Source organism: Caballeronia sp. S22, from assembly GCF_964261745.1.
Taxonomy (GTDB): domain Bacteria; phylum Pseudomonadota; class Gammaproteobacteria; order Burkholderiales; family Burkholderiaceae; genus Caballeronia; species Caballeronia jiangsuensis.
The window spans coordinates 698,354-714,580 of record NZ_OZ180036.1 but is presented as its reverse complement, the minus strand read 5'-3'; the positions used below and the strand labels follow the sequence as shown (position 1 = coordinate 714,580).

General features: G+C 61.3%; 18 protein-coding genes. 12 read left to right on the top strand and 6 right to left on the bottom strand.

The genetic code is table 11. From position 1 onward, the window contains the following. Nucleotide 1: 1 nt before the first annotated feature. A complete protein-coding gene (locus ACEN42_RS18425; protein ID WP_187606295.1) occupies nt 2-922 on the bottom strand; it encodes a LysR family transcriptional regulator in 921 nt (306 codons plus the stop codon). A gap of 157 nt (nt 923-1,079) precedes the next feature. Here ACEN42_RS18425 and ACEN42_RS18420 point away from each other — a divergent pair, with 157 nt between their 5' ends. Both ACEN42_RS18420 and ACEN42_RS18415 read left to right on the top strand, forming a co-directional pair. Next, nucleotides 1,080-2,363 (top strand): Rieske 2Fe-2S domain-containing protein, encoded by a 1,284-nt coding sequence (locus tag ACEN42_RS18420; RefSeq protein ID WP_371882085.1) that lies wholly within the window; start codon nt 1,080-1,082, stop codon nt 2,361-2,363. Further along, entirely contained in the window at nt 2,360-2,860 is a 501-nt protein-coding gene (locus tag ACEN42_RS18415) for an aromatic-ring-hydroxylating dioxygenase subunit beta (RefSeq protein WP_187606294.1), read from the top strand. The genes ACEN42_RS18420 and ACEN42_RS18415 overlap by 4 nt, the downstream gene beginning before the upstream one ends. Before the next feature lie 50 nt (nt 2,861-2,910). On the opposite strand, the gene ACEN42_RS18410 is transcribed toward ACEN42_RS18415, so the two are convergent. Then, nucleotides 2,911-4,377, bottom strand: a complete 1,467-nt coding sequence (locus ACEN42_RS18410) for an ATP-binding protein (protein ID WP_371882084.1) — start codon at nt 4,375-4,377, stop codon at nt 2,911-2,913. A gap of 187 nt (nt 4,378-4,564) precedes the next feature. Between ACEN42_RS18410 and ACEN42_RS18405 the strand changes: the two genes are divergently transcribed. Genes ACEN42_RS18405 through ACEN42_RS18385 form a run of 5 tightly spaced genes read left to right on the top strand, consistent with a single transcriptional unit; the run spans nt 4,565 to nt 8,566 of the window. Beyond that, on the top strand, nt 4,565-5,740 hold the full coding sequence (locus ACEN42_RS18405; protein WP_371882083.1) for an acyl-CoA dehydrogenase family protein: 1,176 nt from the start codon (nt 4,565-4,567) through the stop codon (nt 5,738-5,740). 36 nt (nt 5,741-5,776) lie between these two features. Beyond that, nucleotides 5,777-6,154, top strand: a complete 378-nt coding sequence (locus ACEN42_RS18400) for a hypothetical protein (RefSeq protein ID WP_238213915.1) — start codon at nt 5,777-5,779, stop codon at nt 6,152-6,154. A gap of 4 nt (nt 6,155-6,158) precedes the next feature. Then, a complete protein-coding gene (locus tag ACEN42_RS18395) occupies nt 6,159-6,677 on the top strand; it encodes a nuclear transport factor 2 family protein (protein ID WP_371882082.1) in 519 nt (172 codons plus the stop codon). Continuing rightward, nucleotides 6,674-7,810, top strand: coding sequence for an amidase (locus tag ACEN42_RS18390; protein WP_371882081.1), 1,137 nt, complete (start codon nt 6,674-6,676; stop codon nt 7,808-7,810). Before ACEN42_RS18395 ends, ACEN42_RS18390 begins: the two co-directional genes overlap by 4 nt. A gap of 12 nt (nt 7,811-7,822) precedes the next feature. Next, complete coding sequence (locus ACEN42_RS18385; RefSeq protein WP_371882080.1) at nt 7,823-8,566, top strand: SDR family NAD(P)-dependent oxidoreductase; 744 nt, start codon at nt 7,823-7,825, stop codon at nt 8,564-8,566. A gap of 8 nt (nt 8,567-8,574) precedes the next feature. On the opposite strand, the gene ACEN42_RS18380 is transcribed toward ACEN42_RS18385, so the two are convergent. Further along, the gene (locus ACEN42_RS18380; protein ID WP_371882079.1) at nt 8,575-9,207 is read right to left on the bottom strand and encodes a response regulator transcription factor; all 633 of its coding nucleotides are present in this window, start codon (nt 9,205-9,207) and stop codon (nt 8,575-8,577) included. A gap of 292 nt (nt 9,208-9,499) precedes the next feature. On the opposite strand from ACEN42_RS18380, the gene hpaC reads away from it, so the two are divergent. Continuing rightward, complete coding sequence (gene hpaC / locus ACEN42_RS18375; RefSeq protein ID WP_035501867.1) at nt 9,500-10,036, top strand: 4-hydroxyphenylacetate 3-monooxygenase, reductase component; 537 nt, start codon at nt 9,500-9,502, stop codon at nt 10,034-10,036. 21 nt (nt 10,037-10,057) lie between these two features. Here hpaC and uraD read toward each other — a convergent pair whose 3' ends face one another. Both uraD and ACEN42_RS18365 read right to left on the bottom strand, forming a co-directional pair. Continuing rightward, the gene (uraD, locus tag ACEN42_RS18370) at nt 10,058-10,591 is read right to left on the bottom strand and encodes a 2-oxo-4-hydroxy-4-carboxy-5-ureidoimidazoline decarboxylase (RefSeq protein WP_371882078.1); all 534 of its coding nucleotides are present in this window, start codon (nt 10,589-10,591) and stop codon (nt 10,058-10,060) included. Between the two features lie 110 nt (nt 10,592-10,701). After that, the gene (locus ACEN42_RS18365) at nt 10,702-11,649 is read right to left on the bottom strand and encodes a LysR family transcriptional regulator (protein ID WP_187606285.1); all 948 of its coding nucleotides are present in this window, start codon (nt 11,647-11,649) and stop codon (nt 10,702-10,704) included. 288 nt (nt 11,650-11,937) lie between these two features. Between ACEN42_RS18365 and ACEN42_RS18360 the strand changes: the two genes are divergently transcribed. The 4 genes from ACEN42_RS18360 (at nt 11,938) to ACEN42_RS18345 (ending at nt 15,213) form a co-directional block, all read left to right on the top strand. Beyond that, entirely contained in the window at nt 11,938-13,278 is a 1,341-nt protein-coding gene (locus tag ACEN42_RS18360) for an MFS transporter (protein ID WP_187606284.1), read from the top strand. 1 nt (nt 13,279) lies between these two features. Further along, on the top strand, nt 13,280-13,804 hold the full coding sequence (locus ACEN42_RS18355; RefSeq protein ID WP_371882077.1) for a hydroxyisourate hydrolase: 525 nt from the start codon (nt 13,280-13,282) through the stop codon (nt 13,802-13,804). A 42-nt stretch (nt 13,805-13,846) separates the two neighbouring features. After that, entirely contained in the window at nt 13,847-14,185 is a 339-nt protein-coding gene (gene uraH, locus ACEN42_RS18350) for a hydroxyisourate hydrolase (protein ID WP_035501861.1), read from the top strand. Nucleotides 14,186-14,280: 95 nt separating this feature from the next. Then, the gene (locus ACEN42_RS18345) at nt 14,281-15,213 is read left to right on the top strand and encodes a LysR substrate-binding domain-containing protein (RefSeq protein WP_374191195.1); all 933 of its coding nucleotides are present in this window, start codon (nt 14,281-14,283) and stop codon (nt 15,211-15,213) included. Nucleotides 15,214-15,261: 48 nt separating this feature from the next. Here the strand turns inward: ACEN42_RS18345 and ACEN42_RS18340 are convergent, their stop codons facing one another. Next, the gene (locus ACEN42_RS18340; RefSeq protein ID WP_371882075.1) at nt 15,262-16,227 is read right to left on the bottom strand and encodes an NAD(P)H-dependent flavin oxidoreductase; all 966 of its coding nucleotides are present in this window, start codon (nt 16,225-16,227) and stop codon (nt 15,262-15,264) included.

The window sequence follows — 16,227 nt, the reverse complement described above, 5'->3', positions numbered from 1 at the left end:
CTCATAGCTTCTCGAAGCCCGCGAGGATGTCGGTCATCAGGCCGCGCATCCACGCGATGCCTTCGTCCTCGTGAAAGTGCTCGTGCCAGTGCATGGTCACGGCCGCCTTCGGCAATTGAACCGGCAACGCATAGATCCTGAACGCCTCGTTGCGATTGAGGATATGCGCGAGCCGCTCGGGCAATGTCGCGAACAGATCGGTCACCGCGAGCACGCCGGGAACGGCCACGAAATGCGGCAACGCAAGCGCGATATTGCGCCCGACACCTTGCGCTCGCAACGCGTCGTCGAGCGCGTGATGACTATGTTCTAGCGATCGCACCTGCACATGGGACGCCGCGAGAAACTGATCGAGATTCAATGTCTCTCCTGCGGGCAGGCCTTCGCGCTTTCTCGTCATACACACATAAGCTTCCTCGAAAAGCAGCGCGTGACGCGTGCGCGGCAAGAGCGATGGCAGATTGCCGATCGCGAAGTCGAGCCGGCTCGAACGCAATGCTTCCTCGATATCCTCCACAGGCAAAGGCTCGACCAGCAGCTTCACGCGCGGCGCGGCTTCGTGCAGCGCCTGGCAGATCGCGGGCAAGTACGCCATTTCTCCCGCGTCCGAAAGCGACAGGCGAAACGTGCGACTGCTCGTGGACGCATCGAAACGCTCGGCGAAGCGCAAGGCTTCGCGCACGGTATCGAGCGCACGTCCGACGATCTCCGCGAGTTCCAGCGCGACGGGCGTCGGCTGCATGCCGGCGCGCGTGCGGATGAAGAGCGTGTCATCGAAAAGCGTGCGCAGTCGGCCCAGCGAATAGCTCACCGCGGGCTGCGAGAGCGCGAGCCGCTCGCCTGCTTTGGTGAGGCTGCGCTCTTCCACGATCGCCTGAAAGACGCGCAACAAGTTGAGATCGACATGGTCGAGGGAATTCATCGGCAACTCTCAAGATATCGGCCGGATTTATCCAGCACCCGTTTTTTAATCGATTTGACGCATGATCTTCGCAAAGCGAGACTGATGTCAACGAGAGGATGTGCCGATCTTCATCGCCATCCTCGTTAGCCGATCAACCTCACCCCAAATCGAACCGATGAGTACGCCGACAACCCAAATCATCGACACGAGCGCGCTCGGCCGCCGTGCGCAAGCCGACCGCATCGCGCCTTCGCTCTACTACGATCCCGATCTTTTCGAGGCCGAACTCGAACGCATTTTCTATAAGACGTGGATCTGGGTCGCGCATGAAAGCGAATTGCCGAAACCCGGCGATTTCGTCACGACGACCATCGGTCGCCAGCCCGTGATCGTCGTGCGCGACAAGACCGGCGCGGTGCATGTGCTGCAAAACCGCTGCCGTCATCGCGGCGCGACCGTTTGTGAAGAACACAAGGGCAACGCGAAGGGCTTCACGTGTCCGTATCACAGCTGGTCTTATGCGCTCGACGGCACGCTGCGTGCCCTGCCCTACGGCGACGGGTATGAAGGCGTCTGCGAGAAAGGCGATCTGCCGCTCAAGAAATTGCGCGTCGGGATTTATCAGGGCTTGATCTTCGCGAGCTTCAACGAAGCTATCGAACCGCTCGAAGACTTTCTGGGCGGTGCAAAGCCCTGGATCGATCTTTTCATGAAGCAAGGCGCGGGTTATCCGATCAAGGCCAACGGCGAGCATAAGTTCAAGTTCAAGGGTAACTGGAAAATCCAGCTCGAAAACACGACCGATCTTTATCACTTTCCCGTCGTGCATAAATCGTGGATGAAATCCATCGACGACGAAACCGCCGCGGCCATCACGAGTTTCATGACGAGCGAAGACGCGTTCTGCCGCTCGCTCGGCAACGGCCATAGCCTCGCCGTGCTGGTGCCCGAAATCGTCGATCTCGACAAGGATGACGGCGCACCCTTGCCGGAACGCTTCAACGATCTGGCCGCAACCCTCGCGGAGAAACATACGCCCGAAGAAGTGCGCCGTATCGTGCGCTCGCTGATGGGCGTCGGCTTCAATCTGAATCTGTTTCCGAACCTCGCGCTGTCGATGGCGTTCTTCCGTGTGCTGCGGCCCATTTCCGCCGACGAAACGGAAATTCGCCACGTCGCACTCGCGATGGACGGCGGACCGGAAGAAGCGAATCGCGTGCGCCTGCGCATTCACGAACACTTCCAGGGTCCGTTCGGTTTCGGCAGCCCCGACGACGCCGAAGCATGGGAACGCGTGCAGCGCGGCTCGCACGCGGGGCCCGATGTGCCGATCCTCGTCAATCGCGGCCTGAACCGCGAAACGACCGCACCGAACGGAGAAAAGACCGCGCATGCCACCGACGAAACCGGCATGCGTGAAGCCTACAAACAATGGCGCGCAATGATGGAGCAGGCATGATGGACGATCGCAACGCACTCTTCTCTCAACGGACCTTCGCGCGCGCGATCGAATTCATCTGGCGTGAAGCCGAACTGCTGGATCGGCGCGACTATCACGCGTGGCTCGATCTGTGGGACGAGAAAGGCTTCTATGTGGTGCCGATCGATCCGAACGCGACCGACTTCGCCGCCACCCTGAACTACGCCTACGACGATCAGCACATGCGCGAACTGCGCGTGCAGCGCATGACGTCGGGTTATTCGGCGTCCGCATCCGACGCGGCTCGAACGGTGCGCACCGTATCGCGCTTCACGTTGTCGAGCGATAGCGCCGATGTCGTCGAAGTGAAGTCGTCGCAAGTCATCGTCGCGTACAAGCGCGGCGTGTCGACGATCTTCGCCGCCGATCTCACGCACAAGATCAGCATGGCGAGCGGCGAGCCGAAGCTCCTCGAAAAGGTGATCCGCCTGATCGATTCGACCGAAGCGCTGAGCGCGATCGGCTTCCTGCTTTGAGCGCGGCGCACGCATCGATGCATACGCGCCGATGCGTGCCTGCCCGTCGATCATGCGCGATGAGACAGGGGCAGCGCGAAGCGGCATTCGAGGCCGCCGCCTGCTGCGCGTTGCGCCCAGATACGGCCGTCGTGCCGCGACACGATGCTTTTGCACAACGACAAACCAATGCCATTGCCGCCCGCCTTCGACGAAGAGAAGCCGTCGAACAGGCGTTCGAGTGCATCGTCGGGCACGCCCGGTCCGTTGTCGATCACATGAAGTTCGGCCGCGTCACCGTTCATCGATGTGGCGAGCGTGACAATATCCGTCGACGATTTCGCGGCGCTCAATGCTTCGATGGCGTTGAACGCGAGATTGAGGATCACCTGACCGATGAGCACGCGTTCGCACCGTACCGGCAACGGCTCGCTCCATTGCTCGATCCTGAGCGTCACGCCCTCGTCTCGCGCGCGCAATTGAATGAAGTACGCGGCATCCGCGAGCACGTCGCGAAGATCCGCCTGTGCTTCGACAGGCTCTCGCTTCACGATGAACTCACGCACACTCTTGATGATATGCGCCGCGTGCTCGGCCTGGCGATCCGCTGCGCGCAGACCCCAGATCGCGCTATCGATGGAATCGGGCTGAGCGAGCCGCTGAATCGCGCCTTCGATGAAATTGCGCACAGCGGCGAGCGGCTGGCTCAATTCATGCGCGATCGCCGTCGCCATCTCGCCCATTGCGTTGTTTCGTCCCGCGTATTCGAGCATGCGCGCTTCGTTGCGGCGCGCGTCCTCGATTGCGACTTCATCGGTGATATCGCGGAAATGCACCAGCGTGCCGTCCTCGATATCGATTCGCCTGCACGTGATGCGCAGCCATCGCTTCGCGCCGTCGCGACGCGTGATCGCATAGCGTTGCGCGGGCGTCGATTGTTGCCGCGTCGCGCTACGCAACTGCGCGATCAGCCGGTCGCGATCTTCCCTCGTGCAGTAGTCGAGCGCGACGCCCAGCGGTGCATCGCTCGCGACACCCAGCACGCGCCGTCCCGATTCGCTGATGAAGCTCACTTTGCCGCGCGGCGTGAGCACCGCGACGCCCTCGCCCAGATCCTGCATGTACTCGCGCAGCCGCGTTTCATAGCGGCGCAGTTTCTGGCGCATCGCTTCTTCCGCGCTGATATCGCGAAACTGCACCATCGCCACCGCGCGCCCGGCAAGCGGCACATAAGTCGCGATAGCCTCGGACAGCATGTCGACGCCCGCGCGCGAGCGATAACACCATTCATAACTTTGCGGGCCTTCGGTGATCGAGCGGTCCATCGCATTCACCGCGATTTCACGACGATATCTGATGTCGTCGCGAGTCATGTCGTGCGCCTTGAGCGGCAGCAGTTCCTCGACCGAAAAGCCGAGCGCGACACACGCCGCACGATTCGCCCAGACGATGGCCTTCGTCTTCGCATCGTGAAGAAGCACGCATTGCGTCAAGGCGTCGAGCAGCCGGCGGAAATCGTCTTCGGCGGGAAAGTTCATAGCGAGGTGCGGGGAAAAGACAGTACCAGCACAAACCATAGCATCGGCGCGCCCCGGGCGTCGCTAAAGATTTCTTTAGAAGACCGGGGTGCTTCACTGAATCGCACGCTCGCCTTCCCAATTGCTTCGGTCTTTTTGCGTTTCTAGACTGGTATCAATGCAAAACGAACGAAAAGGAGACTTACCCATGTCAGCTTCCGCGACTGCCTTCGCTATCCGCGACGATCTGTCGAATCAAACCGATGCCATCACGCTCGACGACGTGATCGCCGAAATCGCCCAGCGCCGCGACGAATTCGACCGGCTGTCGCACGTGCCGCGCGATGTCATCGAACAACTCAAGCGCGTGGGCATCTATCGTGCCGCGACGCCGAAGCGCTTCGGCGGCGATGCACGCGCGCCCGGCGAATTCCTGGAGATGATCGAGCGCATCGCGGTCGCCGACGGCTCCGCCGCGTGGGTCGCGAGCTTCGGTTCAGCGAATCTCTATCTCGCCGCGTTGCCGGTCGCGACGCAGGCCGCGATCTATGCGGATGGTCCCGATCAGGTCTTTGCGGGCGGGCTTTTTCCGGTGCAGAACGCACAACCCGCACCGGGCGGCTATCGCGTGAACGGCACGTGGAAGTTCGCGAGCGGCTGCAAGGGCGCGGACTGGCTCGGTGTCGGCATTGGCACCGGCAAACCGGGCGAAGCGCCGGGCAAGCCGCGCACCGCCGTGTTTCGCCCCGAGCAGGTGGAGATCGTCGAGAACTGGAACGTCGTCGGCATGCAGGGCACCGGCAGTCACGACTTGCGCGTGACGGATCAGTTCGTCGCCGAAGACTGGACCTTCGTGCGCGGCGGCGTATCGACAATCGATGAACCGCTCTATCGATATCCGACCATCGCGTATGCGGCGCAAGTGCTCGCCGTCGTGAACCTCGGTCTCGCACGCGCCGCTCTCGATGTCGCCAATCATATGGCGGGCGGCCGCAAGACGACAACCGGCGCGCCGCAACTCGCCGATCGCGCCTATTACCGTATCGAACTTGCAAAAGCGGAAGCGCAATTGCGCTCAGCGCGCGCGTTCTTCTACGAATCGACCGACAGCGTATGGCAGTCGATTCTCGCGGGCAATGAAGTCTCTCCGGAACAGGTCAGCCTGTTGCGCCTGGCCGCAACGCAGATCGCGCGTGAAGGCGCGGACGTAGTGAGTCGTGCGTATCGCCTGGGCGGCACGATGGCGATTTATCGCACGCATCCATTGCAACGCCTGATGCGCGACGCGATGGTCGTCACGCAACACGCATTCCTCGGCGAAGGCAACTACGACGGCGCGGGCGCGGTGTTCGTCGGCGTGCCGCCGATTCCCGGCTATCTCTGATCCATTTTCATCGCATAACAAGAGGAGTAACGCTTCATGACCGATAACCGAAACCTGCCTTTGCGCGTGCTGTTCTGCTGCGGCGTAACCCAGAACTTTTTCGACTTGCCGCGCGAACAGATTGGAGAAGTATGGCAAGCCTACGGCAAGATGTTATCCGCCATCGAGGCTATGGAGAACGTGCGTGTGCTGGGCGTGATGGATGACGACCGCCTGGTCGTCGGACAGTCCGATGGCGCGCCGTGGACGTTTTACATCATGGCCGATGTCGCCGACTTCGATACGGCTGTCGCCGTGTGCAATCTCTATCGCACGACGCCCGTCGGCGATTACAACCTGTGGCGCTATGGAAAGATCGAGGCGCGCGTGGGACGTGCATTGACGGTGCCGCCGGCCACAGCCAATAACGCGTGAAGCCATGACGCAAGCCAACACCGACGCATTGCTCAAGCGCCTTGCAGCGCTGGAGGCGCAGAACGCAGTGCGCAAGACCATCGCGCGCTATATGGCGCTATGCGATGTGCCTTGCGCACCGCTCGAAGGCGAAGCGCTCGCCGCGCTCTTCACCGATGACGCCGTGTGGGAAGGCATCGGACCGCAGTATGCGAAGAAGTTCGGGCGTCTGCAAGGACGAACTGCGATCGTCGAAATGCTGCAACGTTATCTGCCGCCGACGCCGCATTTCGCCAGCAATGTGCACTTTCTGACGTCCGAGCATATCGAGGTTATGGGCGATATCGTCAAGGGACGATGGATCATGCTGCAGGCATCCGCTTACGTCGATGCAAAGGCCGAGCTTGTTTCCGCGCGGCTGGAAATCGATTTCGCGCCATCTTCACGCGATGAAAACAACGCGTGGCTGATTCGCCATTTCCGCACGGAGCGTCTCTTCGACGCGCCCTGGCAAGTGAATCCACGCAAGGAGACGCACGCATGAGCGCATTCATCAGCGAATTCGATCTGTGCTTGCACGACAATGCCGATGCACCGACCATCGCGATCAAGGACAGCATCGACATAGCGGGATATCCGACCACGGCCGCAAGCCGCGCGCTCGCCGATGCACCCGCCGCCACCGAATATGCAGAAGTCGTGCAGCGTCTGCTCGATGCGGGCTGGCGCATCAAGGGCAAAGCCAACATGCACGAGCTTGCATTCGGCATGACCGGTATCAACGACTTCACGGGCACGCCGCAGAATCCTCAGGACGCGACGCGGATTCCCGGCGGGTCGTCGAGCGGTTCGGCTTCGGCTGTCGGACTCGGGCTCGTCGATGCCGCACTGGGCACCGATACGGGCGGTTCGGTGCGCGGCCCCGCGGCATGCTGCGGCGTGACCGGATTGAAGCCAACCTTCGGTCGGGTGTCGCGTCGCGGCGTGGCGCCAGTAGAAACCACACTCGATTGCGTAGGCCCCTTCGCGCGCGACATGCGCGTGCTGATCGATGCAATGACTGCAATCGATCCTTCGTTCGATACGGGCATCGCGCGAAGGGATGCATCGAAGGCGCGTATCGGCATCGTTGCCGTCGATGCGGATGCGAGTATCCGCAAAGCGGTCGAGCACGCCGTGCGTCGAGCGGGATTCGCATCACGCGGCATCGAACTGGCGTCGATGGCCGATGCTTTTTCCGCCGGTCTCGCGGTCATCAACGCGGAAACGTGGAAGGCATTCGGTCATCTCGTCGAGACCGGCAAGCTCGGCGCGGATCTCGACGCGCGTTTGCGTCTTGCATCGAAAACCACGCCGGCCGATCTCGAAGCGGCGGAGAACGTGAGGCGCGTCTTCACGGCGGCCGTGGATCGCGCGCTCGAAGATGTCGATGTGCTCGTGCTCCCCACGCTGCCCACGTTTCCGATCACGCTCGAAGCCGCGCGCGCGGGAACGCCGGTGATCGCAATGTCGTCGTTGATCAGGCCGTTCAATCTGAGCGGGCATCCTGCGTTGAGCCTTCCTCTTCCGGTCGAAGGTTCATCGCTCAAGGCCGGCTTGCAGATCGTCGGGCGCAAGGGCGCGGACGAAAAGGTATGCGCGGTCGCCGCGCATGTCGAAGCCGCGCTCGCTCAATAAAGGAACTCAAACATGTCGAACAGAATTGCGCTCATCACGGGCGCCGCGCGTGGCCTCGGCGCCGCGGTTGCGCGCCGCTTTCATGCCGCGGGCTACAAGGTTGCACTCGCCGATATCGCCATCGAAGCAACCCGGTCTCTCGCAGTAGAGTTGAGCGCCGATCAAAGCAGCGCATTCGCACTCGAACTCGACGTCACATCGAAAGCGGACTTCGAACGCGCGCGTGACGCCGTGCACGAACGCTGGGGACGTATCGATGTGCTCATCAACAATGCGGGCGCATCGAAGGTCGTGCCCGTCATGGAGATCACCGCCGAGCAGTTCGATCAGGTCATCGACGTGAATCTGCGCAGCGTACTCTTCGGGTGTCAGGTATTGGGCCGCTATTTCGCGGATCGTGGCGCGGGACGCATCGTTAATATCGCGTCGCTTGCGGGACAGAACGGCGGCTCGGCGACCGGCGCGCACTATGCGGCCGCAAAAGGCGGCGCGATCACGCTGACCAAGGTATTCGCACGCGATCTCGCCGCGCATGGTGTGACCGTGAACGCAATCTCACCCGGCCCGCTCGATCTGGCTATCGTCCATGAGAGCGTGCCTGCCGACAAGCTCGATAAGGTTATCGCTGGCATTCCGGTGGGACGTCTGGGCTCGGCGGATTACATTGCCGACGTTGCCGTGCTGCTTGCATCACCCGACGCGTATTTCGCCAACGGCGCATGCTGGGACGTGAACGGCGGCCTGTACATGCGTTAGCGCGCGTATCAGGCGGGTTCGTCGCCGGGCGGGCTCCATACTTCGAGCACGTCACGCACGAGCGCGGCGATGGATGCCGCGCCCAGCTTGTCCTTGATGCTCGCGCGATGCACGTCGACGGTCTTGACGCTGATCGACAGATCGGCGGCGATGCGCTTGCTCGCCTTGCCTTCGATCACGCCGCGCAACACTTCTTTCTCGCGCGCGGTCAGCGACTCGACACGCTCGCGCAGTTCGCGCTGACGCTGATCTTTCGCATGGCGCTGCGTCGCGAGCTTCATGGCGCGCTGCACGCGATCGAGCATTTGCTGCGAGTTATAGGGCTTCTCGACGAAATCGATCGCGCCATGCTGAAGCGCGCGCACCGACATCGGGATATCGCCGTGACCGCTCACGAAGATGATCGGCAAAGTCGCGCCGCGACGGTTGAGCTCGGCCTGCACGTCGAAACCGCTCGTCTCGGGCATGCGCACATCGAGCACGAGGCACGCGGGGCGGCTCACGTCGAAGGCACGCAGAAATTCCGCGGCGTTGGCGAATCCTTCCGACTTCACGCCGACCGATTCGAGCAGCCACGCGAGCGAGGTGCGCATGCCGTTGTCGTCGTCGACGATATACACCACGGGAGCAAGAGAATTCATTGCGATGGCTCTTTCGATGCGGGCTTCAGGGACCGTGCGCGCCGGGGGATTCGGCTGTCTCGTCGCAAGGTCTCGTTTTATTGGAACAGCCATGATAACCAGCCGAAATGCGCCGCGAAAGTCCATTCTTTACTTCGATGACACGCGATAGGTAAAAGCTTTAGTGCGTTCGGTAACCACGCAGGGCATGTCGGCGGCTCGTGCCGATGTTCTTTGTGCGGTTCAGCGCGTACGCTTGATTCACGGTTTGCTATACACAACGTTAAACATGAAACGAACTGGAGACGCTCCTATGTCCGCGCTGCCCCGCCCCGACTTCACCGATATCGATCAGGTGCGCAAGCAGTTTCGCCAGGCCATGGCCCATCTCGGCGCTGCGGTGAATGTCATCACCACCACGGGCACGCATGGCCGCTGCGGCATCACGGCAAGCGCCGTGTGCTCGGTCACGGATGCGCCGCCGACTTTGCTCGTCTGCATCAACCGGTCGAGCGCGATGCATGCCGCGTTCGTGAACAATCGCAACGTGTGCGTGAACGTGTTGCCGGGTCATCTCGAACAGATCGCGCGACACTTCGCCGGCCTCACGCAACTCTCGATGGAAGAACGTTTCTCGTTGCCGGTATGGGACGAAGGCGTGAACGGCGTGCCGGTATTGCGCGATGCGCTGGCGAGCCTGCAGGGCACCATCGTCGAGGCGAAGGAAGTAGGATCGCACTCGGTAATGTTCGTCGAAGCGACCGCGATCCGCGTGCGCGACGATGGCGACAGCCTGATTTATTTCGATCGCAACTTTCATCGCGTGCCGCGCGTGTGCGCCACGCAATGAAAAGTTATCGCCGTTGCGGCGTTAAATGATTGCAGGCAGCGCGCAGAGACGCGCGTTGAGGCGCGCACGCGTGATCGACGCGATCTGCGCCAGCGCCTCATCCAGTTCCTGCTGCGTGCTGCGCCCGATACGCCGCTCCAGCGCGCTGAAAATGCCTTCGCGCGTGTAGTGCCGCACGCAGATGATGAACGGAAACCCGTGCCGCTCTAGATAGGCGGCATTGAGACGATCGAGGGATGCTTCCTGCTCGGACGACATCGCATCGAGTCCGGCGCTCTTTTGCTCGGCATCGGAATCCGCCGTCATGGTTCCCGCACGAATGTTCGCGCCGGACAACAACGGGTGCAGGTTCAAAAATGCGCGCTGGCTCTTGTCGTCCATCCTGCGGATAACATTCATCATCGCGTCGTGCAATGCCGTGGCCGAGGCGAATGGACGCGCGCTCCACGCGCCCTCCGCTGCCTGCGGGAAATGTTCGAACACGCTCGCGAAGGCGCCGACGAAGGTCGCGTGATCGAACGCATTGACCGGTTCGAGATTGATCGACTGTGACATGAACGGCTCTCCTATAGGGCGTCGATGGCGATTCGTGCCGAGTATAGGAAGCGCGCGATCGGGCGGCGAGACACCCGATCCTATTGACCGCATAACAGAACGCGATAGCGCTAAGCGCGATTCATGTCGCGCAGCGCGCGCAACTCCTGCGCGGCCGCCGTCAGCATGCCGCGCAACCACACGTGCGAAGCCGAACGATGTCGCGACGGATGCCATAGCTGATAAAACCGCATGAATGGAAATTCGATCGGCGCATCGAGCACGGCGAGCGGCAGATGCTGCGCATGATAGTTGGCGAAGTGCCGGCCGGTCGTGAGAATCAGATCAGTGCCCGGAATCAGGCTCGGCGCGAGATTGAAGTACGGGCAACTCACGCGGTTGTCGCGATGCACGCGCATGGTGCTGAGCCCGGTATCGACGACGCCGCGCTGATCGCGCGAATACGGCGTCGGGACGATATGCGACGCGCTCAGATAGTCCTGGGCATCGAACTTGCCTGATTGCGCATGGACGCTGTCGCGGGCAACAACGCATACGACCTCGTCTTCGAGCAGCACCGACAAATGCAGATGCTCCGGAGGATTGGGCCAGTTGCCGATGACGATATCCGGCGAGCCTTCCGATAGCCCCTGTTCATAGTTGAATGCGGCCGAGAGCGGCACCGCGACGAGGCGCGCATGTGGTGCAGCGCGCCTGAATTCGCGCACGACATGCGCGAAAAAGGGCGGCGCCAGATAGTCGGGCATGCCCACGGTAAAGCTTTGCTCGGTGGTCGCCGGATCGAAATGATCGTCCGATACGAGCAGGTTATCGAGCGCGCTCAATGCAGCCTGCGCGCTCTGCGCCAGTTGAATGGCGCGCTCGGTCGGCACCATCACGTTCTTTTCGCGCGTGAGCAACGGGTCGTTGAAGATCGCGCGCAGCCGCTTGAGCGCAGAGCTGATAGCCGGCTGCGACTGGTTCATACGAATGGCCGTGCGCGACACACTGCGCTCGCCGATCAGCGTGCACAGCACGCGCAGCAGATAGGTATCGAATGGATCGTCGGTGCGATTCATGGTGAGTTCCGTGTCTCGATGGTTCGCGTCGCCGCGGCGTTATTCTGCCAGCCGGCGTCGCGGGAACCGCTTCATGCAAGCCTCGCTAGGGTAATCCATAGGTACGAAAAAGCGCTGCGAAAAACGGCGCGGAGCCGCACCACACAAGGCTTTTCAGCCCATATACGCGTTGCTATGGGGCTTATTGGCCCGTCCCCCGTTACCGATTTTTTGGCCGTTTCTATACTTGCTTCCAACCGAACGCACGACCTTGTCCGTGCGCCGCAAACCGACTGGAAAGGAGAAACCATGTCGCTCATCAAACAGGAGATGCCGGTTTTCGCGAGCGAGGCCGAAAGCGCCGAAGCGAGCGTCTATCGCAAGGTCTCATGGCGGCTCTTGCCGTTTCTCGGCGTACTGTGGGTGCTGGCGTGGCTGGATCGCGTGAACATCGGCTTCGCCAAGCTGCAGATGCTGGACTCGCTGCATTTCAGCGAAGCGGTATATGGCCTCGGCGCGGGCATATTCTTTATCGGCTACTTTTTGTTCGAAGTGCCGTCGAACATGCTCTTGCAGAAGATCGGCGCAAAAAAGACGATCATGCGCATCACGATCTGCTGGGGCATCATCTGCATGTTGCAGACGCAGGTCAACACGCCCACGCAGTTCTATATCCTGCGCTTCCTGCTCGGCGCTTTCGAAGCGGGCTTCTATCCGGGCGTCATTCTTTATCTCACGTATTGGTATCCGTCGCAGCGGCGGGCGCGGGCCTTCGGCACGTTCATGTCGGCATCGGCGATCGCGGGCGTGCTCGGCGGTCCGCTCGCCGGCTGGATCATGACGTCGATGGGCGGCGTGCACGGCATGCACGGCTGGCAATGGCTCTTCATCATCGAAGGTATTCCGTCGGTGCTCGCCGGTGTGTTCGCCTACTTCTACATGACCGACAAGCCCGAAGAGGCAGGCTGGCTCACCGCCGATGAAAAGCGTGTCGTGCTCGACGCCCTGCAACGCGACAACGCCGCGATGGGCGAGCGTGGCCACGACTGGCGCTCGCTCTTCACGAATCGCAAGGTATGGCTGATGATCGCGATCTTCTTCTGCCTGCTCTGCGCGAATTCGACGCTCACCTTCTGGATTCCGACCGTCATCAAGGATGTGGGCGTGGGCACGCCGATGGCCGTCGGCTGGATCGCGGCGCTTGCCTATCTGTGCGGCGCGGCCGGCATGATCATCAACGGTGCGCACTCGGACCGCAGCAATGAAGTGCGCTGGCACTTCAGCGGCGCGGCGATCGTCGGTGGCGTATCGATGGCCTTGCTCGCCGTGCTGATGGGCTTCGACAAGATATCGCCGGTTATCGCGTTGCTGGCCATGACGGCATCGCTGATCGGCACGATGAGCGCGATCCCCGTGTTCTGGCAATTGCCCAACCGCTATCTGGCCGGCAGCGCGGCGGCGATCGGCGTGGCGCTCATCAACTCCGTCTCCAATCTCGCGGGTTTCGGCGCGCCCTATGTGATGGGACTCGTCAAGAACGCGACGGGCAAGTTGACGACCGGTCTCTATCTCGTGGCCGTCATCGAAGTGCTGGCCGCGGTGCTCGTGATCATCGGCATCCGCAAGCTCGGCAACAAACAAGAGGCCTGACATGCGCGATAAAGACTCTTCCCCGGCTTTCGATGTGAGCCGCCGCCGCTTTGCCCTGCAATCGGTCGCGTTGGGCGGCAGCATGTTGATGGCGAAGACCGCTCTTGCCGCCGATGCCCCGACGTCGCCCGCACCGAACCAGACGACGGGTCCGGTGCAACAGGATGGCCTGAGCCCGCGCCTCACGATGCACGGCCTCGACACGTGGCACGGCACGCCCGCCGCGGGCATGCGCGTGGACTTGTTCGCGATCGAAGACGGGCGCTCGAAGCTTCTGCAGACGATCACGCTCGCAGCGAGCGGCCGCAGCGAACCGCCGCTCTTGATCGGCGACACCTATCGCGCGGGCACGTATGAGCTCTTGCTGCATGCGGACGAATACTTCGCCGCGCGCAAAGCGAATCTGCCGCAGCCGATGTTTCTCTCGAAGATCCCGCTGCGCTTTCGCATCATCGATATCAATCAGCGCATTCACCTGCCGGTGTTATTCGGACCGTGGAGTTATAACTACTACCGCGGCAGTTGAACAAAGCGCAAAACGAAACGCGAGATCAGGAGAAGACACATCATGGCCGCAGGCATCACCACCCATGTACTCGACGTCGCGCTCGGCCAGCCCGCTGCCGGCATGCAGATCGAATTGTTCGACGTAGCCACCCAGCCGCCGACGCTGCTCGCGCGCACGCGCACCAATCGTGACGGGCGCACGGATTCACCGATCCTGCCTGCCGCACAAGCGCGTGCAGGCGATTTCGAACTGCGCTTCTGGGTAGCCGACTACTTCAAGACGCCCGATGTATTCGCGGATGTCGTGCCGGTGCGTTTCACGCTTTCCGATGCGGCGCAGCACTATCACGTGCCGCTGCTATGTTCGCCGTGGAGTTTCGGCACCTATCGCGGAAGCTGAATCGCAGCGCGTGGATTGCTTTACACGCCACCTATCATCGATCAGAATGGAAGCGCTGATGCTTCATCATTCGTGATGATTAAGGGGGCGTATCGATGGAACTGCGACACTTGAAAATCTTTTGCGCCGTGGCTGAGACCGGCAGCTTCACCGCGGCGGCAGGGAAAGTGCACAATGTTCAGTCGAATGTCACGATGCGCATCAAGGAACTGGAAAGCGAACTCGGCCAGCAATTGTTCGTGCGTTCGAAAGGCGGCGTCATGCTCACGTCCGCCGGGCACACGTTTCTCGGCTATGCGCGGCGTGTATTGCAACTGATGGACGAAAGCCGCAGCGCGATGCTCGACGCCACCACACCGAAGGGGCCGCTGCGGCTCGGCTCGATGGAAACCACCGCGGCTATTCGCTTGCCGAAAGTGCTCGCCAAATATCACAAGAAGTATCCGCAAGTTCAGCTTTCGCTCATTACCGGCACGACGAGCGAGCTCATTAAAGCGGTGGAGAATCATCGGCTCGATGGCGCTTTCGTCGGCGGCTTTCATCAGAACGCCGCGTTGCATCAGGAAGAAGTCTTTCGCGAAGAACTCGCGTTGCTGAGCAGCGTCCAGTTCCGTTCGCTGGATCAGCTTGTCGAAGCGATGTCGCGGCAAACGGTGCTCGTGTTCAGAACCGGCTGCTTTTATCGTTCGACGCTCGAACAATGGTTTTATCAGTCGGGCCTCATTCCGGGACAGGTCATGGAATTGGGCACGCTCGACGGAATCATGTCCTGTGTCGCGGCGGGAATGGGCATCACGCTTTTGCCGAAGGCAGTGGTCGAACGGCATGGCAGCCGGCGCTCCGTTCGATGCCACGAATTGCCATCCGCATTCGCCAATGTGACCACCGTCTTTATTCGCAATCAGGATGCGGTGGTGACGCCTGCTTTATCGGCATTGCTCGCGCTAACGCATGAGCAGTTCAGCAACGGATCTCAGGCATCGAATGTCGAATCCGAGCTTTCGCTCGCGGATAACGCAAGCCTATGAGCGAGAATGACCGCGCCCGAATTGCATCGTGGGCGCAGTCACGTTCGATCATGCGTAACGTAGCTGCAATGCTTCCTCGGGCTCGAACATCAGACCCTCGGCAAGTTCGGCCACACGCTCCGCAGCCGGCATGACACGATCGATCTTGCCCACACCCTGCCCCGCATAGAGCGATAACTTCCGCGCCATTTTCGGCTTGTCGATGACACGTGCGCCGCCGCCGATGAATCGCAGCAGATTCCATCTGTCCCGGTTCGGCATAACCCGGTGCGGCGTGCCGTATTTCCAGCCGAACGAATAGCCGGTGCGGTATTCGGTATCGTCGACGGTCGCTTCGATGATCTTCTGCTTGTAAAGCGGATGCGCGTTGGATTCTTCGCAGGCCACGAACGCCGTGCCGACCAGCACGCCCGACGCGCCCATGCTCATCACTGTCTCAACGTCGTTTCTATTCGTGATGCCGCCGGCGGCCAGCACGGGAATGTCTCCCGCTATCGAAAGTATTCCCGGCAACAAGGACAACAACCCAATCGTCCCGCGATTCAGATGCCCGCCGCTTTCGCTGCCCTGCGCGGTCACGATATCCGCGCCATTGGCGATGGCGCTGCGCGCCAGTTCGACCGAACCGACCTGAACCATCACGATCATCCCCGCGTCTTTCGCGCGCTGGATCATATCCGGATAACTTTCCGCATAAAAGAGCGAAAGCATCTTCGGCTTTTCTTCCAGCACAACCTGAAATTGCGCCTCGAATACATCCGGTCCGCCGAACGAGGGCACGAGATTCACACCGAATGGCTTATCCGTGAGGGCTCTCGTTTCGTTGATCCAGCGGCGCAGTGCGAGCGGCGGCAGCCTCAGCCCGCCTATCGTGCCCATGCCGCCGGCGTTTGCAACTGAAGCGACGAGCGCGGGACCGGAGATCGCCGCCATGCCCGCGAGGAAGATCGGATATCTGACGCCGCAAAGCGCGGCAATTCCGTTCGCCTGTCCTTTTCGATTGATTGCAGTCAT